Genomic DNA, 20,762 nt, shown 5'->3' with positions numbered 1-20,762 from the left:
GTGATCCTTGGGGGTCCTGTTTCAAACCTAGGAACCCTAGGATAGCGAACGAGGTATGAATGGGAACGATGAAGACACGGGCCGGGCGCATCTACGACGACGTGACCACCGATGACGGGGCCGCGCGGGTGCTCGTCGACCGGCTCTGGCCCCGGGGGGTCAGCAAGGACCGGGCCGCGCTCGACGAGTGGTGCAAGTCGGTCGCGCCCAGCCCTGAGCTGCGCAAATGGTATGGGCACGCGCCGGAGAAGTTCGCCGAGTTCCGGCGGCGCTACGAGGCGGAGCTCGGTGGCGGCGAGCAGGCCGAGGCGCTGGCGCATCTGCGTGAGCTCGCGCGGAGCCGGCCGCTTCTGCTGCTCACGGCCAGCAAGGACGTCGCGATCAGTGAGGCCGCCGTGCTGGCCGAGGTGATAGGTGTCGCAAACGTCTCTCGCCGGGGACCCGGCGACGGCGCGCAGACGTGATGACATGGAATGAGGTCAACCCAGCAATGGCAGGAGGGCGCATGTCGTCACGGACGGATCTCGTCGAAGATCTGATGGGCCGTTTCCCGCACATCCCGCGCGAAGCGGTCATCAAGGAGGACCTGCTGCGTGGCGGGCTGGCCTTCGACGACTCCGCGCTGACCGACAACGAGGGCGGCGACGTCAAGCCGAAGTCGTACTTCATCTTCTCGTTCGACCACCGGACGCTGCCGGAACTCGGCACCGCGGCCCTGCGGCGGCCGCCCGAGGAGATCGTGCTGACCGGCGGGCCGTACGGGCTTCGCCGCACCGTTGTCTCGGTCCGCACCAATCCCGATTCGCCGTACAAGGTGCAGGCCGGCGAGGACGGGAAGCTCCAGCTGTTCCTCGACGGCAAGCCGATCGCCGACGTCGGTGTGCCGCCCATGCCGGACTACTACCGGCACACGCTGGCCAACGGCAAGCAGGTCATGGAGGTGGCGCCGACGATCCAGTGGGGCTACCTCGTCTACCTGACCGTCTTCCGCGTCTGCCAGTACTTCGGCGCCAAGGAGGAGTGCCAGTACTGCGACATCAACCACAACTGGCGCCAGCACAAGGCGGCCGGACGCCCGTACACCGGTGTCAAGCCGGTCGAAGAGGTCCTTGAGGCCCTCGAGATCATCGACAAGTACGACACGGCGAAGACCTCGCACGCGTACACCCTCACCGGTGGCAGCGTCACCTCGAAGGTCGACGGGCTCGAGGAGGCCGACTTCTACGGCCGGTACGCCGAGGCGATCGAGGACCGGTTCCCCGGGCGCTGGATCGGCAAGGTCGTGGCCCAGGCGCTGCCGCGGGAGGACGTGCAGCGGTTCAAGGACTACGGCATCCAGATCTACCACCCCAACTTCGAGGTGTGGGACAAGCGGCTGTTCGAGCTCTACTGTCCCGGCAAGGAGCGCTACGTGGGCCGCGCCGAGTGGCACCGCCGCATCCTCGAGTCGGCCGAGGTGTTCGGGCCGCGCAACGTCATCCCGAACTTCGTGGCCGGCGTCGAGATGGCCGAGCCGTACGGCTTCCGCAGCGTCGACGAGGCGATCGAGTCGACCACCGAGGGCCTGCAGTACTTCATGTCGCGCGGCATCACCCCGCGCTTCACCACGTGGTGCCCGGAACCCACGACCCCCCTGGGCCGGACGAATCCGCAGGGCGCCCCGCTGGAGTACCACATCCGGCTGCTCGAGGCCTACCGCGCCACCATGGAGTCCAACGGCCTGTCCAGCCCACCCGGCTACGGCCCGCCCGGCGCCGGCAACGCGGTCTTCTCGGTCAGCTCCTTCATGGACACCCTGCCGGCCGAGACCCCGATCGAGGAGTGAGGAACCGGGGGCCGGCGTCGAGCCGGCCCCCGATCTCCTAACCGGCCGGGACGGGGCCGAGGCTGTCACGATCGGCTCGGCCATGCGGTCCTAGCAGGCATGGAACCCACTTTCGCCACCGACATCCGGCCTTTGTTCCGGGAGAAGGACCGCAACTCGATGCTCTTCATGTTCGACCTGTGGTCGGCCGAGGACGTGCGGGAGCACGCGGAGAGCATCTTCCAGGTGGTGGCCCGCGGCAGCATGCCGTGCGACGGCGCCTGGCCCGAGGAGAACACGCTGCTGCTGCGCCGCTGGATCGACGGAGGCGCCCGTCCGTGAGTGGCGCCGTTGCACTACCCTGACCAGGCGTTCGGTGGGGGAGGCGGCACATGGAGACGGCCACGGCGATCTATCTCGCGATCGGTGCGGTCGGCGTCGTCGTGCTGGCGCTTTCCCTGCTCGGCGGTGAACTGCTCAGCATTCTGCACGTCGGCGACGGGCCGGTGTCGCTCGAGGTCGTCGCCGGTTTCGTCGGCGCGTTCGGGTTCGCCAGCGCGATCACGGCGGAGCTGTCCGGCCGCGCCGTACTGGCCCCGGTCGCCGGTCTCGCCGCCGCCGTGCCCACCGCCTGGCTGGCCCTGCGCCTCGGCCGCGCCGCCCGCACCATGCCGACCGACGCCACACCGCGCCGGCAGGACCTGGTGGGCGCGCTCGGCGTCATAGTCACGGCCGTGCCCAGCGGTACCGGGTACGGCGAGGTGCGGGTCCTGCTGGGCGGGCAACCCGTCAAGCTGTACGCCCGGGCCGAGCACCCGATCCCGGCCGGCGCCCAGGTCTTCGTGGTCGAGGCGCCCTCGGACACCAGCGTCGTCGTGGAACAGACCCTGCAGATCGACCCTCACACCCCTGGAAAGGCCTAGATGTCACCTCTGCTCATCGCCGTCGGCGGTGCCGTGCTGCTCATCATTCTCGTGGTCCTGTTCGTGCTGTCGCGAATCAAGGTGGCCGGCCCGAACGAGGCGTTCATCATCACCGGCCGCAAGGGCCGCGTGACCCAGTCCGCCGACGGCACCAACACCACCGACCTGTCCGGGCAGAAGGTCGTCATGGGCGCCTCGGTGTTCGTCCTGCCGGTCGTGCAGAAGCTCCAGTCGCTCGACCTGTCCAGCCGCCGCATCGACGTCGGCATCAAGGGCGCCGTCTCCAAGCAGGGCATCCGGGCCGACCTGCACGGCGTGGCGATCGTCAAGGTGGGCGGCAACGAAGGCGCGATCCGGGCCGCCGCGCAGCGCTTCCTGCACCAGCAGGCCGAGATCGAGGAGTTCACCCGCGAGGTGCTCGCGGGCGCGCTGCGCTCGATCGTCGGCCGGCTCACGGTCGAGGAGATCATCCGCGACCGGGCCGCGTTCGCCAGCGCGGTGGCCGAGGAGGCCGAGCACTCGATGACCAACCAGGGTCTGGTGCTCGACACCTTCCAGCTCCAGGACATCCTGGCCGAGGGCTCGTACCTGCAGGACCTGGGCCGTCCCGAGGCAGCCCGCGTGCTCAAGGACGCCGCCATCGCCGAGGCCCGCGCCCGCCAGCAGGCCGAGCAGGAGCGTCTGCTGGCCGAGGAGGCCATCGCCGAGGCGCAGCGCAACCTGTCGCTCAAGCAGGCCGGCATCCAGGCCGAGATCGACGCGGCCAAGGCCAAGTCGGCCGCGGCCGGCCCGCTGGCCCAGGCCGAGCGCGACCAGGCGGTTCTGGCCGAGCAGCAGAAGGTGGCCGAGCGCAACGCCGAGCTCAAGCAGCGCCAGCTCGACACCGAGGTCCGCAAGCCGGCCGACGCCCAGCGGTACAAGGTCGAGCAGGAGGCCGAGGCCAACCGGGCCGCAGCCGTGCTGCACGCCGACGCGCAGCGGCAGTCCGTCATCGCGGCCGCGCAGGCCTCGGCCGAGCAGGCTCGCCTGACCGGTGAGGGCGAGCGGGCCCGCCGGGCGGCGCTGGCCGAGGCGAACGCGATCGAGGGCGCCAAGGAGGGTGAGGCGGAACAGCGCCGGCGCTCCGCGATCGCCGAGGCCGTCGAGCGCGAGGGTGCCGCCGAGGCGGCGGCGATCCTGGCCAAGGGTGGCGCCGAGGCGGAGGCCATGGCCAAGAAGGCCGAGGCGTTCGCGGCGTACGGCGAAGCGGCCGTCCTGGACCTGCTCGTCCGCGTCCTGCCGCAGGTCGTCGAGGCAGCCGCGGCCCCGATGGGCTCGATCGACAAGATGACCGTCATCTCCACCGACGGCGCGTCCTCGCTGACCAAGTCGGTGGCCAACAACGTGGCCCAGGGCCTCCAGCTCGGCACCGACCTGACCGGCATCGACCTGGCCGGCCTGCTCAGCAAGCTCGGCGCCACGCACGGCGCCGCCCCGGCCGCCAACGGCAAACCGGCCGAACTGGAAGCCGACCGCTGACCTTCGGTGAGGGGGCCGCGCGCGGCCCCCTCACCGGACGGTCTCAGCTGTAGTTCAGCGAGAAGCTGTTGGTGGTGAACGCGGACTGGCCGGCGGTGCCGGTCAGTTCGAAGCCGAACTGGAGTTCGCCGACCGTCACGTCGCCCCACCAGTTGTTGGTGCGCAGCCAGTTCATGATGGCGAGGATGTCGATGGTGGCCGCGTCGGTGTTGGTGCGCACGAACGAGTAGACGGCGTTGGCGCCGTTCGAGCCGCGGTAGACGTTCCAGGTGTGGCCCCCGACCGTCAGGTTGCGGACCGTGGGGACGGCGCCGTTGGCGTCGTACGACTCGGCGATCGGGCCTACCGCGCCGTGCTGGTTGGTCCAGAGCATGACCTCGTAGGCGTGGTTGTCGGCCCAGATGTCGTACGCCGTGGTGTAGTCGCCGTCGGCCGGCACGCTCACGTTGAACGAGCTGGTCACCGAGGACAGCGAGCTCAGCCTCCGGTTCAGGGTCTTGCCGGTGTTCGGGTACGACTTGACGCCGCTGGTGCGCGGGTGGTTGGCCAGCACGCCCCAGTTCGTGCCGCCGCGGGCCCAGATCGTCTGGGTGCCGGCGCCGGAACCCCAGATGTTGTTGTAGAGCGTGTAGCCGTTGTTGGTCCACGACGCCCACTGGCCCGAGTCGACCCAGGCCGCGTCCGAGGGGACGCCACCGGGCGTGGTGGGCGTGGTCGGCGTGGTCGGGGGCACCGAGCCGGTGCAGGCCGTGCCGTTGAGGGTGAACGCCGTCGGGGCCGTGTTGGTGCCGGTCGACGAGCCGTTGAAGCCGAACGAGACGGTCCCGTTGGTGCCGACGCCGCCGTTGTAGCCGGCGTTGCGCGCGGTGACCTGCGCGCCCGACTGGGTCAGGGCGGTGTTCCAGGCCTGGGTGACGGTCTGGCCGTTGGCGTACGACCACACGAGCGACCACGAGGTGATCGGGTCGCCCAGGTTGGTGATGGTGACGGTGGCGCCGAAGCCGCCGGGCCACTGGCTGCTGACGGTGTAACCGACCCGGCATCCGGCCGCCGCCGAGGCGGGGAGGGCGACCGCCGCGGTGATCGCGGTGGCCGCCGCCAGGGAGAGCGCGAGGGTGCGTTTCCGCATGTCGATCCAATCCACACATCGTCGAAGCGCTTCGACCGGTGGCGGCGATTACTTCGACAGTTATCGATGGGTTGACGGCATGGTAGGCCCTTGGGAGCGCTCCCGTCGACTTGCAACGTTGGAAACGGCGTTGTAGGTCATAGGTATGACGACTTCCATCGATGCGACGGCGGGCGAGCGGGCCCGGGCCGCCATCTACGACGAGGGCATCACGGCGCTGAAAGGCGCGTTCAGCACGACCTGGGCCGACGCCATGCGCGAGGACATCGAGACGGCGTTCGCCGAGGCCCGGTCGCGCGAGGGAGGCGCGGTCGGCCGCGGACCCAGACGCTGGTACGTGGAGATCCACCCCGAGCAGCTGCGCGGCTTCGTGGAGCTGGTCAGCCACCCGTGGGTCGACGCCGTCGCCACGGCCGTGCTCGGGCCGGACTACCGGATCGTGGAGCTGGGCTTCGACATCCCGTTCCCGGGCGCGGTCAACCAGCCGTGGCACCGCGACTTCCCGATGCCCGAGGTGACCCGCCGTGCGGGCCGGCTCGACTCGCTCGCCTTCAACCTCACCGCCGTGGACACCACCGAGGAGATGGGGCCGTTCGAGATCGCGCCCGGTACTCAGTTCGACGACGAGCCCGACTTCGGCCACGGCATGTTCCCGCCCAAGTCGCACTACGAGCGCTACAACGAGCGGGCCGTACGCAAATATCCGCAGCGGGGCGACATCTCGGCCCGGTCGGCGCTGACCATCCACCGGGGCACCAAGAACCACTCGCAGCTGTCGCGGCCGGTGCTCGTGCTGGGCGTCGACGCGCCGGACGCGACGAACGGCGACAAGCACGATCTGGCGGTCACGAAGGCGTACTGGGAGGGACTGCCCGAGGCCGTACGACGGCATCTGAGCTGCCCGATCGTCGACCGGCTGACGCCCATCACGCAGAAGCACACGATCGAAGGGCTGGTCATGGGGGAGGCCTGAGCCCGCCTGTCACCTTGGACACATAGCCGTCACTTCCCGTTTCCCGCCTGTAACGTTGAACGCTGCCCCGGGCGGTTCAGCGTCGTGCGCCTGGCCGACAAAGCCCGTTGTGGTGGAGATGGAGCACACGCCCGGTGACAGTGACGACCGACCCGCGTCTGATCGACCTTCCCGAGATCGCATTCGCGCCGGAGGCCCCGGCGCTGTTCCACTCCCGCTCCACCCCGGTGCGGCGCACGCTGCTCGACATCTTCGACGCGACAGTGCAGGCACACGGCGGGGCCGACGCGATCGACGCCGGCGGATCGGTGCTCACCTACCGTGAGCTGGCCGAGCTGGTCGAGGCGGTGCGGATCGACCTCGAGGGGCACGGAATCGGGGTCGGCGACCGGGTCGGCATCCGGGTCTCCTCCGGTACGGCGGAGCTCTACCTCGCCATTCTCGGCGTGCTGGCCGCGGGCGCGGCCTACGTGCCGGTCGACGCCGACGACCCGGACGAGCGGGCCGAGCTGGTCTGGGCCGAGGCGGGAGTGGCGGCGGTGCTCGGCGACGGGCTGAGCGTGTCCATGCGCCGTACCCCCCAGCAAGCCGTCGCCCGACGGCCCGGGCCGAACGACGACGCCTGGATCATCTTCACCTCCGGCTCCACCGGCACGCCGAAAGGCGTCGCCGTCTCGCACGCCTCGGCCGCCGCGTTCGTCGACGCCGAGGCGCGGCTGTTCCTGGCCGGCGATGACGCCGAAGCGATCGGGCCGCACGACCGCGTCCTGGCCGGGCTGTCGGTGGCCTTCGACGCCTCCTGCGAGGAGATGTGGCTCGCCTGGCGGCACGGCGCCTGCCTGGTGCCGGCCGCCCGCTCGCTCGTGCGCAGCGGCGTCGACCTCGGCCCGTGGCTGGCCGAGCAGCGCATCACCGTCGTCTCGACAGTGCCCACGCTGGCCGCGCTCTGGCCGGCCGAGGCGCTCGACGAGGTCCGCCTGCTGATCTTCGGCGGCGAGGCGTGCCCGCCCGAGCTGGCCGAGCGGCTGGCCGTCGAGGGGCGCGAGGTCTGGAACACGTACGGGCCGACCGAGGCGACCGTCGTGGCCTGCGCGGCCCCGCTGACCGGCGAGGGACCCGTGCGCATCGGGCTGCCGCTCGACGGCTGGGAGCTGGCCGTGGTCGACGCGTCCGGGCAGCCGGTCGAGATGGGCGAGACCGGCGAGCTGGTCATCGGCGGTGTCGGCCTGGCCCGCTACCTCGACGAGGCCAAGGACGCCGAGAAGTTCGCGCCGCTGCTGTCGCTGGGCTGGTCGCGGGCCTACCGCAGCGGTGACATCGTGCGGGCCGAACCCGAGGGCCTGATCTTCCTGGGCCGCGGTGACGAGCAGGTCAAGCTCGGTGGCCGCCGGATCGAACTGGGCGAGGTCGACGCGGCGCTGCAGGCGCTGCCCGGCGTGGCCGGCGCGGCCGCCGCCATCAAGAAGACCGCCGCCGGCAACCAGCTGCTGGTCGGCTACGTGGTGCCGCGTGAGGAATTCGATCTCGCCGCCGCCACCGCCCGCATCCGCGAGCAGCTGCCGGCCGCTCTCGTGCCGCTGCTGGCCGAGGTGGACACGCTTCCGACCCGTACCTCCGGAAAGGTCGACCGGGCGGCCCTGCCGTGGCCCCTGGCCGGCGCCGCGGCCGACGGCGCGGAACTCACCCCGACCGAGGCGTGGCTGGCCGACGGCTGGGAGCAGATCCTGGGCCTGCGGCCGTCCGAGTCCGGCGCCGACTTCTTCAGCAGCGGCGGCAGCAGCCTCGGCGCGGCCCAGCTGGTGGCCTGGATCCGGCTCAAGCACCCGCGGATCGCGGTGGCCGACGTCTACCAGAACCCGCGGCTGTCCGAGATGGCGGCGGTGCTCGACGCGCTGGTCGCCACCCAGACCGTGCGCCGCGACATCAAGCCGGCGCCGCGCCGGACCGGGCTGTTCCAGGCGCTGCTCATGATCCCGATGCTGGCCCTGGTCGGCCTGCGGTGGCTCACCATCGCGGCCACCCTGCTCGCGCTGACCCCGTGGGGCCCGTCGATCCACTGGTGGTGGATCGCGGCCGGCTGGCTGGTCCTGTTCAGCCCGGCCGGGCGCATCGCCATCGCGGCCGGCGGGGCGCGGCTGCTGCTGCGCGGCGTCGGCAAGGGCACGTACCCGCGCGGTGGCGGCGTCCACCTGCGGCTGTGGGCGGCCGAGCGGCTGGCCGAGCTCACCGGCGCGACCGGTGTCGCCGGCGCCGGCTGGATGATCACATACGCCAAGGCGCTCGGCAACCAGATCGGGCGCGACGTCGACCTGCACTCGGCGCCGCCGGTGACCGGCCTGCTCAAGCTGGGCCGGGGCGCGGCCGTGGAACCCGAGGTCGACCTGTCGGGCTATTGGGTCGACGGCGATGTCGTACGGGTCGGGAAGGTCCGCATCGGCGCCGGCGCTCGCGTCGGCGGCCGCAGCACGCTGATGCCCGGCGCCCGGATCGGCAAGGGCGCGCACATCGACGCCGGCTCGACGGTGACCGGTGCGGTGCCCGCGAACAAGCGGTGGTCGGGATCGCCGGCCGCGCCGGCGCCGGCCAAGGACGGGGCGGCCTGGCCGTCGCAGCGTCCCCCGCGCCGCTCGCGGCTGTGGGTGGGCGTGTACAGCGTGACCGCTCAGCTGCTGGGCCTGCTCCCGGTGGTCGCCGTGCTGCCGGCGCTCGCGCTGCTCGGCTGGACGGTGAGGGACGGGTTCGACCTCGGCGCGGCCCTGCTGATGGCCCCGGTCGCGGCTGTCGCGTACTTCCTGACGTACGCCGTCCTCGTGCTCGTGACCGTCCGGCTTCTCAGCGTGGGGATCCGGGAGGGGTATCACCCGGTGCGGGGCCGGGTGGCCTGGCAGGTGTGGACCACCGAGCGGCTGATGGGCATGGCCCGGATCGCGCTCTTCCCGATCTACGCCAGCCTGTTCACGCCGGTGTGGCTGCGGCTGCTCGGCGCCAAGATCGGCCGCAACGCGGAGCTGTCCACGGTGCTGGCGCTGCCGAAGATGACGACCGTCGAGGACGGCGCGTTCCTGGCCGACGACACGATGGTGGCCACCTACGAGCTGAGCCACGGCTGGCTGCGCGTCGCGCCGGCCCGCATCGGCAAGCAGGCGTTCCTCGGCAACTCGGGCATGGCGTTGCCGGGACGGTCCGTACCCAAACGCGGTCTCGTCGGTGTGTTGTCGTCGGCCCCGCGCAAGGCGAAGAAGGGCTCGTCGTGGCTCGGCGCCCCGCCGATGCCGCTGCGCCGGACCGTCGAGTCGGGCGACGCCAGCCGTACGTACGCGCCGCCCCTCCGTTTGAAGATCGCCCGCGCGGCCATCGAGCTGTGCCGGATCATCCCGGTGATGCTGGCCGGCGTGCTGGCCGTGCTGGTGCTGGCCGGTCTCGACCAGATCTGGCGCGCCACGAACGGCTGGGTGACGGCGGCTCTCGCCGGTCCGGTGCTGTTCGGCGCGGTGATCGTGGCCGCGCTGACCGCCACCCTGGCCAAGTGGCTGCTGGTCGGCCGGTTCAAGGTCACCGAGCACGCGCTGTGGACGTCGTTCGTCTGGCGCAACGAGCTGGCCGACACGTTCGTCGAGGTCCTGGCCGCGCCCTGGCTGTTCCGCTTCGCGGCCGGCACCCCACTGCTCAACATCTGGCTGCGCACCCTCGGCGCCACGATCGGCCGGGGTGCGTGGCTCGAGACCTATTGGCTTCCGGAGTACGACCTGGTGCGCCTGGGCGAGGGCGCGACGGTCAACCGGGGGTGCGTCGTGCAGACCCACCTGTTCCATGATCGGATCATGGCCATGGACGAGGTCACTCTGGACGCGGGCGCCACACTCGGCCCGCACGGCATCGTGCTGCCCGGCGCGAGCATCGGCGCCCGCACCACTGTCGGCCCCGGTTCGCTGGTCACCCGCGGCGACGCCGTGCCCGACGACAGCCGGTGGCTGGGCAACCCGATCGCGACCTGGCAATGACGCCTGCGGGGGCCGACCGTTCCACCGACTCGTACCTGCCCACGCACGGCAACGGCGGGTACCGGGTGCTCCACTACGACCTGGAGCTCGACTACCGGGTCGTCTCGAACCGGCTCGCCGGGAAGGCGACGATCACGGCGCAGGCCGTGCAGCCGCTTTCCCGGTTCAGCCTGGACCTGGGCGTCTTCCGGGTCCAGGACGTCCGGGTCGACGGTCATCGGGTTGCGTGGACCCATCGCTCCGGAAAAATCCGGATCAAACCCGACAAATCAATCAGCTATGGCGTCATTTTCAAAATCGAGGTCAGGTACGCGGGTTCGCCCGTCCCGATCTCGGGGCGCTGGGGCGACATCGGGTGGGACGAGCTGACCGACGGCGCCCTGGTGGCCAGCCAGCCGAACGGGGCGCCGTCCTGGTTCCCGTGCAACGACCGCCTCGAGAAGGCCACCTTCCTGGTCACGCTGACCGCGCCGACCCCGTACACGGTCGTGGCGACCGGTGACCTGGTCTCCCGCCGCCGCGGCGCGGGCAACACCACGTGGGTGTACGAACGCAACGAGCCCACCGCGCCGTACCTGATGAGCGTGCAGGTGGGCCGCTACGAGCTGCTCGAGATGGCCTCGGGCGACGTGGTGCAGCGGGCGGCGATCCCACCCCGCCTGCGCACCGTGTTCCGCCACGACTTCGGCCGGCACGGCGAGATCATGAACGTGCTCACCGACATGTTCGGCCCCTACCCCTTCCGCGAGTACGTCGTGGTGGTGGCCGACGACGACCTGGACGACCCGATCGAGGCCCAGGGCATGGCGGTCTTCGGCCGCAACCACGTCGACGGCCGGCGCACGTACGAGCGGCTGGTCGCCCACGAGCTGGCCCACCAGTGGTTCGGCAACAGCCTGACAGTCGCCGACTGGAAGCACATCTGGCTGAACGAGGGCTTCGCGACGTACGCCGAGTGGCTGTGGTCCGACGTGTCGGGCGGCCCGTCGATCGAGGCCCTGGCCGCCCAGTGGCACGCCACGCTGGCGGCCCGCCCGTTCGACGTCGTGGTCTCGGACCCCGGGGTGGCCCGCATGTTCGACCCGATCGTCTACAAGCGGGGCGCCCTGACGTTGCACGCCCTCCGCCTGCGGGTGGGTGACGCGGCATTCTTCGCGCTGCTGCGCTCCTGGGTCGCCGAACACCACCACGCCACGGTGACGACGGCGCAGTTCCGCTCCCACGCCCAGCGCTTCACCACCGAGCCGCTGGGCCCGCTCTTCACGGCCTGGCTCGACCAGCGGGCCCTGCCCCCGCTACCCACCCGCTGAATCCCGGACCTTCCGCACGTGGGTGGTGCCCGCGTCGAGCGGTGTGCCATCCGTGCTGGTGGGGATGAGGTCGGCCAGGGGGCGGTCGTCGCTGTCGAGCAGGACGGAGTGCGTCTCGCCGGGCTTGAACGCGTGACGCTCACCCCACTGGCGCAGGCCGACGATGACGGTGAACAGGTCACGCCCGGCGTCGGTGAGCACGTATTCCTGACGGCGGCCCGAGGGCGCGGTCCGCTGCGCGAGGATGCCGTGAGCGGTAAGCCGGCGGAGCCGGTCGGTGAGGATGTTGCGGGCGATGCCGGTCCGCCGCTGGAACTCGGTGAATGAGTGCGCCCCGTCCATGGCGTCGCGGACCACGAGCAGGCTGGGTGACACGCACAGGTCCCTCTGCCATGCGCTTATCGTACCTAGGTACAGCTAGATGTTCGCGCTGTCCGGCACAGACCCGGCGCGTGGATTTCACCGTGTTCTGGAACAGCTCGGGCGGCCTCGCCGTGCGGACCACGTGCGACTGACCACCTCGATGCGGGCGCCGGGAGTCAGCTGGGCAGTGCCTCGTACCGCTTGATGAACGGGGGCAGGCTCACCGACTCCCGTGCCAGCTCGCGCAGGAAGACGAGGTGGGTGCGGCGCCGCAGAACCCGTTCCACCCAGTACGGCCGGTGCACCCGGAACGCGCTCTCCACCGACGGGGTCACCGGCGTCGGCAGCCCGAGGCGGATCTTGATCTCCTGACCGGCGCGTTCGGCCAGGCCGAAGTCCGCCCTCAGTTCCTGGACGAGATCGGTCAGCTCGTCCTGCGCCTGCTTGATCCGGCCGAGGTCGTGTTCATCGCGGATCCGGGTCTCGATGTCGAGAATCCAGCCGCGGAACCGGGCGGCCTTGGCCGTGTCGCGGATGTCGATAGCCGTGCGCAGCAGGTCGCCACGGCTCGTCGCCTGCCCGATGACATACGAGGCGATGAGCGGGAACTCGGCCCGCAGAGCCGGCGCGGTGAACTCGGCGTTTATCGAATCCCGCACCTCCTTGCGCAGTTGCTCCCCGACGCCGAGCGCCATCCGCCGGAACCGGTCCACCGGCTCGGTGAGCTGCGACGCGATGGCCCCCGACCGCCACGCGTGCGGCACGTACGACAAGCTCAGCAGGTGCGCGAGCTGTTGGTAGTAGAAGCCGCGGAAGGTGAAGAGGGCGAAGTTCCGCAGCTCGGGCGTCAGGATGTCGAGTCCGTCCACGAAGTCGTCGAGCCGCTGCCGCAGCCCGGCGAGCGTGGCCGAGTCGGCCGGCCGGGCGTCGACCATGCTGGGGCTGGCGATGTGGTAGACCGACGACATCGTCTTGTCGACGAAGTCCTCGTGGTCCCGATAGATGTCCGGCAGTACCTCGACCTCGCGCAGCGAAGGCAGGAAGCCGAGCTGGGTCCGCAGTTCCCCCGAGGCGACGAGATGACTGGCCTGCTGGATGCTGAGATCGAAGAGCTCGTCCACGATGGCCACCTCGCCGACGGCCGAGAGTTCCGTGTCGAGGTAGAACGACGAGCTGTTGTCACTGGCCCGCTCCAGATCGGGCCAGGCGTGCTCCACCCGGCTGGCCGAGTCGACGAGCAGGTCGTTGGCGAGAACGATCATCTCGAGGACGTCCATGAGCGACCGGAGATCCACTCCGGGTGGCAGCGTGCGCGACAGGGCGGGCTCCCACTCGAGCGCACGCCGTGCCCCGAAGACGGTCGTGTTGTCGAGTAACACCGCGCCCTGGAACTGCGGCGCCGGCGTCTGCGCCGGCGCCTCACGAGGGCGCCGCGAAGGCCACTTCCACATCCGTTCACCATGACACGCCGGATCGGTGATCCTCGATAGCCGGCCCTCGATCTGACAGGTGAGGCCGTGCGAGTGAGGGCGGCGGTCAGAAGACGTGGCCGAGCAGGTCTATCTCGCCGGGTGGCCAGGTGGCGGTGGTCACGGGGCGGGCCATCAGCTCGTGGGGGGTCACTGAGCGGGCCAGGCCGATCACCTGGTGGTCGTTGATTTTCACCCAGCTCAGGGGGTTGGCCACTCGGGTGAAGCCGTGGCGGGTGTAGAGGGTGTCGTCGTCGGCGAAGAGGAGGATGAAGTCCATGGCGCAGGCGGTGGCGTAGGCGGTCAGCTCGGTCAGCAAGCGGCCGGCCAAGCCCTGGCCCACGGTTACCGTCGCGGTGGACGGCGTACTTACGATGGTGGATCTGACCTCGGGGGGACCGGTGAGGCTGCGATGACCGCCGCATACGAGATCGTGTCGCCGCCCACCGGCGCGGTGCCGGCGCGGGCGCGGCTCGCGACCGACGCGGGCGTCGAGTCGCTGGACGGGCTGTGGCGTTTTGCCTGGTCGCCGACGGCGGACACCGGGCGGCAGCCGGGCGATCCGGGTGTGGACTGGGACGAGATCCCCGTTCCCGGGCACTGGCAGCTCTACGGGTACGGCGCACCGGCGTACACCAATGTGCGTTTTCCCTTCCCGATCGACCCGCCGCGGGTGCCGGAGGCGAACCCGACCGGCGAGTACCGGCGGATCGTGCGCCGGCCGCAGGACTGGGACGGCGGCCGGGTCCTGCTGCGTTTCGACGGCGTCGACTCGTGGTTCGAGGTGTGGGTGAACGGCGTCTCCGTCGGGACCTCGTCCGGCAGCCGGCTGACCGTCGAGTTCGACGTGACCGGCGCGCTGACCGGCGGCGACGACGTTCTCGCGGTCCGGGTGCACCAGTGGAGTTTCGGCAGCTACGTCGAGGACCAGGACCAGTGGTGGCTGTCCGGCATCTTCCGGTCGGTCGCGCTGCTGCATCGGCCGGAGGGCGGAATCGACGACGTACGGGTGGTGGCCGGCTACGACCACGTCGAAGGCACCGGCACGTTGACGGTCGAGGCGACGAGCAGCCGGCCGGTCCGGTGGGAGCTGTCCTCGCCGCTGAACGAGGTCCAGCCCTGGTCGGCCGAGAGCCCGCGGCTCTACCAGCTGCTCGTGAGCACCGACGCCGAGACCGTATCGCTCGACGTCGGATTCCGGACCGTCGGCGTCGAGGACGGCCGCCTGCTGCTCAACGGCGCGCCGCTGGTGTTCCGCGGCGTCAACCGGCACGACTTCGACCCGGAGTGCGGCCGGGCGGTGTCGCGCGAGGTGATGGAGCGCGACGTCGCGCTGATGAAACAGCACCACATCAACGCCGTACGCACGAGCCACTACCCGCCCGACCCGTACTTCCTCGAACTGTGCGACCGGTACGGCCTCTACGTGATCGAGGAGTGCGACCTCGAGACGCACGGCTTCTCGCTGGCCGGCTGGCGCGGCAACCCGTCGGACGACCCGGCCTGGGCCGGCGTCTACCTCGACCGGATGCGGCGCATGGTCGAGCGCGACAAGAACGCGCCGAGCGTCGTGATCTGGTCGCTCGGCAACGAGGCCGGCTGGGGCCGCAACCTGGCCGCCAACGCCCGCTGGACCGCCGAGCGGGACCCGGACCGGCCGGTTCACTACGAGGGGGACGCCGAGTGCGAGAGCGTCGACGTCTACAGCCGGATGTACGTGGACTACGACGAGCTGGCGGCGATCGGCCGGGGCGAGGAGCCGCCGCTGGCCGACCCGGACCGGGACCGGCGCCGCCGCGGCCTTCCGATGATCATGTGCGAGTACGGGCACGCGATGGGCAACGGGCCCGGCGGCCTGGCCGACTACGAGGCCGTCATCGACGCCCACCCGCGGCTGGCCGGCGGCTTCGTCTGGGAGTGGATCGACCACGGCCTCGGGCCGGAGCGGCGGTACGGCGGTGACTTCGGCGAAACCGTGCACGACGGCTCCTTCGTCATCGACGGGCTCGTGCGGCCGGACCGGACGCCGTCGCCCGGCCTGGCCGAGTTCGCGGCGGTGATCGCGCCGGTGCGCCTGCGGCTGGACGGCGGCGAGCTCGTGGTCGAGAACCGGTGGAGCTTCACCAGCACCGGCAAGGTGGTCTTCGCCTGGTCCACGGAAACCGACGGCATGGTCGTCGACGAGGGCGTGCTCGACGTGCCCACGGTGGCCCCGCTGTCCCGGCGGCGCGTCCCCCTTCCGCTGGCCGCGGGCGCCGGGCTGACCGTCACGGCGACGGTCGAGGGCAACGCGCTCTCCTGTGCGCAGCGGCCGGCCCCGGCGTCACCCGTCGCCCCGGGACCGCTCACGCCGGCGCGGCCGGCGACGCTGGGGCCGTTCCCGATCGCGGCGCTCACCCTGGACGCCTGGCGGGCGCCGACGGACAACGATCACGCTTCGCTGGAGGAGCGATGGCGTACGGCGGGCCTGCACCAGCTCGTCGAACGAACCGTGGAGGAACGGCCGGACGGCGAGTGGTGGCGCCGGCGTGTCCACTACGGTTCGCCCGGGCTGGACAGCGGTTTCGAGGTGGAGTACCGCTGGGCGGCGGCCGGTGACGCCCTGCGCCTCGAAGTCGACATCGACCGGCGCGGCGAGTGGCGGCTGCCCCTGCCGCGCCTGGGCGTGGCGCTCGCCCTGCGGACCCCCGAGCCGGGCTCGGTGTGGCTGGAATGGCTCGGCCTGGGCCCGGGGGAGAGCTACCCCGACTCGCGGGCCGCCGTCCGGCACGGGCGGTACGGCATGACGGTCCGGGAGGCCCAGACCCCGTACGTGGTGCCGCAGGAGAACGGCAACCGGTCGGCGGTGAGCCGGCTGACGCTGTCGAATCCGGAGGGTGACCTGACCATCGAGGGCGACCAGCCGTTCGAACTGGCCGTACGCCCGTGGTCGACCGCCCAGCTCGAGAAGGCGCGGCACGCCCACGAACTGACCGAGGGCGACCTGCTCTGGGTTCACCTGGCGGCCGGCGTGACCGGCCTGGGCTCGGCCAGCTGCGGCCCGGCCGTGCGGCCCTCGGCGGAGTACCGGGCCGCACGGGCGCGTCTGGGCTTCACCATCACTTCTGTGTGACGAGCTCCTTGGCCGCGTCGCGGCGGTTCGCGGCCAGACTGGTCAGGGTGACGGTGAGCAGGGTCAGGGCGATGAAACCGAGGGAGGCCAGCGTCGGCACCTCGGGCAGGGACGGCCAGATGCCGTGCGCCCAGTGCAGGACGAGCTTCACGCCGATGAAGGCCAGGATGATCGCCAGGCCGTAGTCGAGGTGGCGCAGCTTGTCGAGCACGTTGCGCAGCACGAAGTAGAGGGCGCGCAGGCCCATCAGCGCGAACGCGTTCGTCGCGAAGACCAGGTACGGGTCCTCGGTGACGCCGTACACGGCCGGGACCGAGTCGACCGCGAACACGATGTCGGTCATGAAGACGGCGACCACGACCACGGCCAGCGGGGTCAGGGCCCGGCGGCCGCCGTCGCGGACGACCATCTTGGCGCCCCGGTAGTCCCTGGTCACCGGGAAGAAGCGGCGCATCAGCCGGACGCTGCGCATCTGATCGATGTCGATCGCGCGCTCCTCGTCGCGGGCCGCGTCCCGCATCACCTTCACCGCGGTGAGCAGCAGCACCGCGCCGAACAGCAGGAAGGCCCAGGTGCCGGCCTGAAGGACGGCGGCGCCGGCCGCGATGAAGACGCCCCGCAGGACCAGGGCGCCCGCGATGCCGTACAGCAGAACCCTCTGGGCCAGGGCCGGTGGCACCGCGAAGGCGCCCAGCAGCAGCATGAAGACGAAGAGGTTGTCGACCGACAGGGACTTCTCGACCACGAACCCGGTGTAGAACTCGACGGCCGGGCGGCTCCCGTACGCCCACCACAGCACCAGGCCGAAGACGGCCGGCAGGGTCAGGTAGAAGACCGACCAGCCGACCGCCTCGCGCATGGGCACGTCGTGGGGCTTGCGGGTGACCCAGAAGTCGGCCGCCAGCAGGGCGACCAGCACCAGGATGCTGATCGCCCACAGCTGCGGAGAGGCAACGGATTCGAGCATCGGGGAAGAGCCTCCTCGGACATACGTCATCGTCCGAGGTCTCCCTCACCCGCTGGATCGCGGGCGAGCGTACGGGGACGTACCGGGACGTCCGTGATGACCGCAGCGCTCTGAGCGAGGTACTCCCCTCAGCCCGGAACCCTAGTCACCCAACCTGTACGCCTCCTGAACGTGCCCATCCAACCTCCCCGCCACCGCCCTTGACCGGACTAAAGACTTTCGATCCAGACGTTCCGGTACTGAACCTTGTTGCCGTGGTCCTGCAGGCGGATCGACCCGGTCGCCGGGCCCTCCGGGATGTTGCCGCCGGTGCCGTTGGGGATCTCGACGTTGTTCTGCACCGTCCGGCCGTTCCAGACAACCGTCACCCGGGCGTTCTCGGTCTTGGCGCCGGAGGCGTCGTAGCGGGCGGCGCGGAACGTGATGTCGTACTTCTGCCACGTCTCGGGCGGCGTCGCCATGTTCACGTCCGGCGCCTTGACGGTGTAGATGGCGCCGGCCTCGTTGTTGTCGAGCGTCGTGTCCCCGTACGAGTCAAGAATCTGAATCTCGTAACGCTCCTGCTGGTAGACCCCGCTGTTGCCGCGGTTCTGGCCGGTCACCTCCGGCGGGAGCAGTGGCACCTTGAACTCGACGTGCAGCTTGTAGTCGCCGAAGGCTTCCTTGGTACGCAGGTCACCGCAGCAGACCTCGGTGGCGCTCTTGTCGATGATCGGCCATTGCGGGCGGCGGCCGTCGGTGTGCTGCCAGTTGTCCAGGCTCTTGCCGTCGAACAGGACGATCCGCTTGCCGGGCTCGCGCACGCTGATCAGGTCGAGGTTGACGTGCCCGGTGTCGAGGGCGTCGACCCGGTACTGGATCTTGTTGACGCCCTTGGTGAGCCGCAGCGTCTCGGTGGCGGTCGCCCACTCGTCCCAGGTGACCGTCGACGGCAGCGACACCTGCTTCACCTTGCGGTCGTTGACGTGCACGCTGACCGTCTTGGCGCCGCTGAACGGGTTGGGGCCGTTGGAGTAGCGCAGCCCGACCGCGTAGTCGCCGGTCTTGTCCACCGTGACGTGCGTGGTGGCCGAGGCGTTCAGGTTGCCGAAGCCGGCCACGAACCCGACGCCGGAGTAGCCGCGGTGGTCGGTCGCGAGCGACGCTCCGCCCTCGCGGGAGCCCTCCTCAACCTCGTAGAAGACCTCCTGCTGGCGCGGGCCGGGCTTCTCGTTCATCGTGTACCAGGCCTCGGTGCTCCAGAGCGTCTCACCGTCGCGGGCCGCGAACGGCCGCGGCGAGCGCAGGTGCACGACGCGGTCGCGGCGCAGCCCGTCCACGGTCAGCGTGACCGTCTTCCGGTCGCCCGAGACCTTGGCCCCGGTCACCTTCAGCGTCTCCTTGTCGACCTCCGGCCCGCCGTACTGCTCGGTCGGCACATAACGCCACTGCTCGATGCCGTACGCCGTGGGCAGTTTCGCGATGGTCTCGTCCGACAGCGGCTTGGTGTACTCGATGGCGAAACCGGTCGAGGTCGCCTTCAGGGTCTTCATGTCGAAGACGTTCTTGCCGTTCGGGGTGAGCTTCTGCAGGCCGAAGCGGAGCTTGCCCTCCTGGCCCCAGTTGCCGTCGGCGCCGAGCCCGCCGAGGTAGAGCGAGCCGTCCGGGCCGAGCGAGACCCGGTTGACGCCGGCCTCCAGGCCCTGTGTGTGCCGGAAGACCGCGCCCTGCTCCTGGCCGTTCACCTTCTCCAGGTACGCCCGCTGCAGGCCGCCGTAGGTGACGTCGCCGATCACGAACTGCCCCTTGTACGGGCCGGACTTGAGCTGGACCGGGGTGCTGGGCGAGTTGGCGATCTGGTTCTGCGGCAGCCACAGCACGGGACGGGTCACGGGCTGAGCGTCGTACGGGCCGTCGGGGTTGGTGTAGTGGTTGTAGAACGCGCCCTTGGAGATCTTGATGAGCTTGGACGAGGGCAGCCAGCCACCCTGGTTGTCGGTGACGTAGAGGCTGCCGTCGTCGCCCCAGCCGATGCCGTTCGGTGTGCGCAGGCCGCCGGCGACCGTGGTCACCTGGCCGGTCTTGCGGTTGACGACGATGCTCGTGCCGCGCCCGCCGACCGGCTGCGGGTCGGTGGTCGCCCCGCCCAGGTTGATCGAGACCGACAGGTTCAGATGGAAGTTGCCGTCCTTGTAGAGCAGCCCGAACGCGAACTCGTGGAAGTTGCCGCCGAACGGCCACACCGCCACCGTGCGCCGCGCGTCGAGCACCTGGTCGCCGTTGGTGTCCCGCAGCTCGGTCAGCTCATGCTTCTGCGAGACGTAGACCAGGCCGTCGACGACGGCGATGCCCATCGGTTCCTTGAGGCCTTCGGCGATTTTCCGGTACGTGACCGGGCCCGGCCCGGTCGCGCCGGTGACCAGGTAGACCTCGCCGGCCACCTTGTCCGAACCACCCCAGGTGGACAGGACCATCTTGCCGTCGGGTCGCCAGGCGATGCCGGTGACCTGCGGCTCGAAGCCCGGCGGGCGCAGGTTCGTGAGGTCGTATCCGGGGTTCACCGCGGTCAGCGGCAGCCCGTCGCCCGGGGTGTCCGTGCCGGAGGTGCACTCCTTGCGGCCGGGCGCGGTCACCCGCACCACGCCGGCGTCGGTGCTGAGCGCGCTGGTCGGCACCACCGCGAAGTCGCTCGAGCCCGGCGTCTTCCACGACAGGGTGAGGCGCTGGCCGCCGTCGCGGTCGAAGTGTTCGACGCGGATCGGGTAGACGCCCGCGGTCAGGTCGATCGTGCCCTCGCCGGGCGGCTCGACGTCGTGCAGGCCGTCGTGGTCGATCAGCAGGGTGTCGCCGATGAACAGCTTCGAGCCGTCGTCGCTGACGAGCCGGAACGTGTACGCCCCGGTGGCCGGCACCGTGAGGTTGGCCAGCGCGTGGGTGACGAAGTTGTCGCTGAGGCCGAACTGGTCGGTGCTCGACCAGTCCACCGTGGGCATCAGCTTGTCCACGTTGGGGGTCTGGCCGGGTTTGAGCTCACAGACCCGGCTCATCGCCGTGCCGATGTCGTACGTCCGGAGCGTCACCCCGGGTTCTTGCGGAGGATCGGCGGCAGCGGCGGCCTGGGCCGGCACCGTCGCGAAAGTTCCCACTAGCAGGGCACCCACGAGCAGTCGTTTCATCGGCGCTCTCCGATTACAGCCGTGATTCAGGATGGTGA

15 protein-coding genes are annotated in these 20,762 nt (G+C 70.7%); 9 read left to right on the top strand and 6 right to left on the bottom strand.

What is annotated here, in order from left to right; all coding sequences use genetic code 11:
- The first annotated feature begins 68 nt into the window (after nucleotides 1-68).
- The 5 genes from AB0C26_RS24310 to AB0C26_RS24290 all read left to right on the top strand — a co-directional run bounded on the left by AB0C26_RS24310 (nucleotide 69) and on the right by AB0C26_RS24290 (nucleotide 4,245).
- Nucleotides 69-464 carry a DUF488 family protein gene (locus tag AB0C26_RS24310; RefSeq protein ID WP_360251581.1) on the top strand — a complete coding sequence of 132 codons (396 nt, stop codon included), beginning with the start codon at nucleotides 69-71 and terminating at the stop codon, nucleotides 462-464.
- Nucleotides 465-505: 41 nt separating this feature from the next.
- The gene (locus AB0C26_RS24305) at nucleotides 506-1,825 is read left to right on the top strand and encodes a radical SAM protein (RefSeq protein ID WP_360251578.1); all 1,320 of its coding nucleotides are present in this window, start codon (nucleotides 506-508) and stop codon (nucleotides 1,823-1,825) included.
- A gap of 99 nt (nucleotides 1,826-1,924) precedes the next feature.
- Entirely contained in the window at nucleotides 1,925-2,146 is a 222-nt protein-coding gene (locus AB0C26_RS24300; protein ID WP_360251575.1) for a hypothetical protein, read from the top strand.
- A 50-nt stretch (nucleotides 2,147-2,196) separates the two neighbouring features.
- Nucleotides 2,197-2,727, top strand: a complete 531-nt coding sequence (locus AB0C26_RS24295; RefSeq protein WP_360251572.1) for a hypothetical protein — start codon at nucleotides 2,197-2,199, stop codon at nucleotides 2,725-2,727.
- The gene (locus AB0C26_RS24290; RefSeq protein ID WP_360251569.1) at nucleotides 2,728-4,245 is read left to right on the top strand and encodes an SPFH domain-containing protein; all 1,518 of its coding nucleotides are present in this window, start codon (nucleotides 2,728-2,730) and stop codon (nucleotides 4,243-4,245) included.
- 43 nt (nucleotides 4,246-4,288) lie between these two features.
- Here the strand turns inward: AB0C26_RS24290 and AB0C26_RS24285 are convergent, their stop codons facing one another.
- A complete protein-coding gene (locus tag AB0C26_RS24285; protein WP_360251566.1) occupies nucleotides 4,289-5,374 on the bottom strand; it encodes a cellulose binding domain-containing protein in 1,086 nt (361 codons plus the stop codon).
- A gap of 145 nt (nucleotides 5,375-5,519) precedes the next feature.
- Here AB0C26_RS24285 and AB0C26_RS24280 point away from each other — a divergent pair, with 145 nt between their 5' ends.
- The 3 genes from AB0C26_RS24280 to AB0C26_RS24270 all read left to right on the top strand — a co-directional run bounded on the left by AB0C26_RS24280 (nucleotide 5,520) and on the right by AB0C26_RS24270 (nucleotide 11,658).
- Nucleotides 5,520-6,347, top strand: coding sequence for a phytanoyl-CoA dioxygenase family protein (locus AB0C26_RS24280; RefSeq protein ID WP_360251563.1), 828 nt, complete (start codon nucleotides 5,520-5,522; stop codon nucleotides 6,345-6,347).
- Nucleotides 6,348-6,481: 134 nt separating this feature from the next.
- Nucleotides 6,482-10,348, top strand: coding sequence for a Pls/PosA family non-ribosomal peptide synthetase (locus AB0C26_RS24275; RefSeq protein WP_360251560.1), 3,867 nt, complete (start codon nucleotides 6,482-6,484; stop codon nucleotides 10,346-10,348).
- Nucleotides 10,345-11,658 carry a M1 family metallopeptidase gene (locus AB0C26_RS24270; protein WP_360251557.1) on the top strand — a complete coding sequence of 438 codons (1,314 nt, stop codon included), beginning with the start codon at nucleotides 10,345-10,347 and terminating at the stop codon, nucleotides 11,656-11,658. The genes AB0C26_RS24275 and AB0C26_RS24270 overlap by 4 nt, the downstream gene beginning before the upstream one ends.
- Here the strand turns inward: AB0C26_RS24270 and AB0C26_RS24265 are convergent.
- The 3 genes from AB0C26_RS24265 to AB0C26_RS24255 all read right to left on the bottom strand — a co-directional run bounded on the left by AB0C26_RS24265 (nucleotide 11,644) and on the right by AB0C26_RS24255 (nucleotide 13,821).
- Nucleotides 11,644-12,033, bottom strand: a complete 390-nt coding sequence (locus tag AB0C26_RS24265) for a helix-turn-helix domain-containing protein (RefSeq protein ID WP_360251554.1) — start codon at nucleotides 12,031-12,033, stop codon at nucleotides 11,644-11,646. The genes AB0C26_RS24270 and AB0C26_RS24265 overlap by 15 nt on opposite strands.
- Before the next feature lie 164 nt (nucleotides 12,034-12,197).
- Nucleotides 12,198-13,472: a hypothetical protein gene (locus AB0C26_RS24260; protein WP_360251551.1), complete on the bottom strand. Its 1,275-nt coding sequence runs from the start codon at nucleotides 13,470-13,472 to the stop codon at nucleotides 12,198-12,200.
- An 85-nt stretch (nucleotides 13,473-13,557) separates the two neighbouring features.
- Complete coding sequence (locus tag AB0C26_RS24255) at nucleotides 13,558-13,821, bottom strand: hypothetical protein (RefSeq protein WP_360251548.1); 264 nt, start codon at nucleotides 13,819-13,821, stop codon at nucleotides 13,558-13,560.
- Nucleotides 13,822-13,902: 81 nt separating this feature from the next.
- On the opposite strand from AB0C26_RS24255, the gene AB0C26_RS24250 reads away from it, so the two are divergent.
- The gene (locus tag AB0C26_RS24250; RefSeq protein ID WP_360251545.1) at nucleotides 13,903-16,602 is read left to right on the top strand and encodes a glycoside hydrolase family 2 TIM barrel-domain containing protein; all 2,700 of its coding nucleotides are present in this window, start codon (nucleotides 13,903-13,905) and stop codon (nucleotides 16,600-16,602) included.
- On the opposite strand, the gene AB0C26_RS24245 is transcribed toward AB0C26_RS24250, so the two are convergent.
- Together AB0C26_RS24245 and AB0C26_RS24240 are read right to left on the bottom strand one after the other, a co-directional pair.
- A complete protein-coding gene (locus AB0C26_RS24245) occupies nucleotides 16,589-17,569 on the bottom strand; it encodes a TerC/Alx family metal homeostasis membrane protein (RefSeq protein ID WP_360251542.1) in 981 nt (326 codons plus the stop codon). The genes AB0C26_RS24250 and AB0C26_RS24245 overlap by 14 nt on opposite strands.
- 209 nt (nucleotides 17,570-17,778) lie before the next feature.
- Nucleotides 17,779-20,724 (bottom strand): family 16 glycoside hydrolase, encoded by a 2,946-nt coding sequence (locus AB0C26_RS24240; RefSeq protein ID WP_360251539.1) that lies wholly within the window; start codon nucleotides 20,722-20,724, stop codon nucleotides 17,779-17,781.
- Nucleotides 20,725-20,762: the final 38 nt, after the last annotated feature.

It is taken from the genome of Actinoplanes sp. NPDC048796, from assembly GCF_040650035.1.
Classification (GTDB): Bacteria; Actinomycetota; Actinomycetes; order Mycobacteriales; family Micromonosporaceae; genus Actinoplanes.
The sequence above is the reverse complement of the archived record's forward strand: the minus strand, read 5'-3'. Positions and strand labels throughout refer to the sequence as shown.

What these genes read in the sequence shown, in the direction of transcription:
- AB0C26_RS24280 (WP_360251563.1), top strand. Translation starts at nt 5,520, where the DNA reads ATGACGACTTCCATCGATGCGACGGCGGGCGAGCGGGCCCGGGCCGCC.
- AB0C26_RS24295 (WP_360251572.1), top strand. Translation starts at nt 2,197, where the DNA reads ATGGAGACGGCCACGGCGATCTATCTCGCGATCGGTGCGGTCGGCGTC.
- AB0C26_RS24310 (WP_360251581.1), top strand. Translation starts at nt 69, where the DNA reads ATGAAGACACGGGCCGGGCGCATCTACGACGACGTGACCACCGATGAC.
- AB0C26_RS24270 (WP_360251557.1), top strand. Translation starts at nt 10,345, where the DNA reads ATGACGCCTGCGGGGGCCGACCGTTCCACCGACTCGTACCTGCCCACG.
- AB0C26_RS24290 (WP_360251569.1), top strand. Translation starts at nt 2,728, where the DNA reads ATGTCACCTCTGCTCATCGCCGTCGGCGGTGCCGTGCTGCTCATCATT.
- AB0C26_RS24250 (WP_360251545.1), top strand. Translation starts at nt 13,903, where the DNA reads ATGACCGCCGCATACGAGATCGTGTCGCCGCCCACCGGCGCGGTGCCG.
- AB0C26_RS24285 (WP_360251566.1), bottom strand. Translation starts at nt 5,374, where the DNA reads ATGCGGAAACGCACCCTCGCGCTCTCCCTGGCGGCGGCCACCGCGATC.
- AB0C26_RS24300 (WP_360251575.1), top strand. Translation starts at nt 1,925, where the DNA reads ATGGAACCCACTTTCGCCACCGACATCCGGCCTTTGTTCCGGGAGAAG.
- AB0C26_RS24245 (WP_360251542.1), bottom strand. Translation starts at nt 17,569, where the DNA reads ATGCTCGAATCCGTTGCCTCTCCGCAGCTGTGGGCGATCAGCATCCTG.
- AB0C26_RS24260 (WP_360251551.1), bottom strand. Translation starts at nt 13,472, where the DNA reads ATGTGGAAGTGGCCTTCGCGGCGCCCTCGTGAGGCGCCGGCGCAGACG.
- AB0C26_RS24240 (WP_360251539.1), bottom strand. Translation starts at nt 20,724, where the DNA reads ATGAAACGACTGCTCGTGGGTGCCCTGCTAGTGGGAACTTTCGCGACG.
- AB0C26_RS24305 (WP_360251578.1), top strand. Translation starts at nt 506, where the DNA reads ATGTCGTCACGGACGGATCTCGTCGAAGATCTGATGGGCCGTTTCCCG.